A 556-nucleotide genomic window follows, 5' to 3' on the forward strand; every position below is an offset into this window, starting at 1 on the left:
CGCAATCCCCGCGGAAGCTTTTTTACCAGCTGGGTCGCAGGTGCAACACGCCGTCTTGCAAGAGCAGCAAGCCCGACAAATCGCGCCAGCGCCGTTTGCACGGCACTTGGCCAAGACGCGCGAGGCTCAGGACGAGCTGACCAGTATACTTGACAGGAGCAACCTCGTGAGCAGCGGGGGCATGATCATCAACAACGAACATTACACAGCGCTGTTGATACCGGCGAAGAGGCAGAGGACTGATAATCCGCAAAGCCTCGCCATGGAGCGTCGGCAGGCGCTGCAAAACCGACTGAGGGAGGAGCGCCTTCCGCACGAGCCTGCCGCAATCCACGCGGAAGCTATTTTACCAGCTGGGTCGCAGGTGCAACACGCCGTCTTGCAAGAGCAGCAAGCCCGACAAATCGCGCCAGCGCTGTTTGAAGGGCACTTGGCCAAGACGCGCGAGGCCCAGGACGAGCTGACGAGTACACTTGACAGGAGCAACCTCGTGAGCAGCGGGGGCATGATCATCAACAACGAACATTGCACAGCGCTGTTGGTACCGGCGAAGAGG

At 60.1% G+C, this 556-nt stretch carries 1 protein-coding gene; it reads left to right on the plus strand.

The genetic code is table 11. The features are described from left to right. Nucleotides 1-181: 181 nt before the first annotated feature. On the plus strand, nucleotides 182-556 hold a 375-nt coding region (locus ACWGS8_RS35165; RefSeq protein ID WP_454585207.1), incomplete at its 3' end, for a hypothetical protein.

The organism is Mesorhizobium sp. 43Arga, from assembly GCF_053714255.1.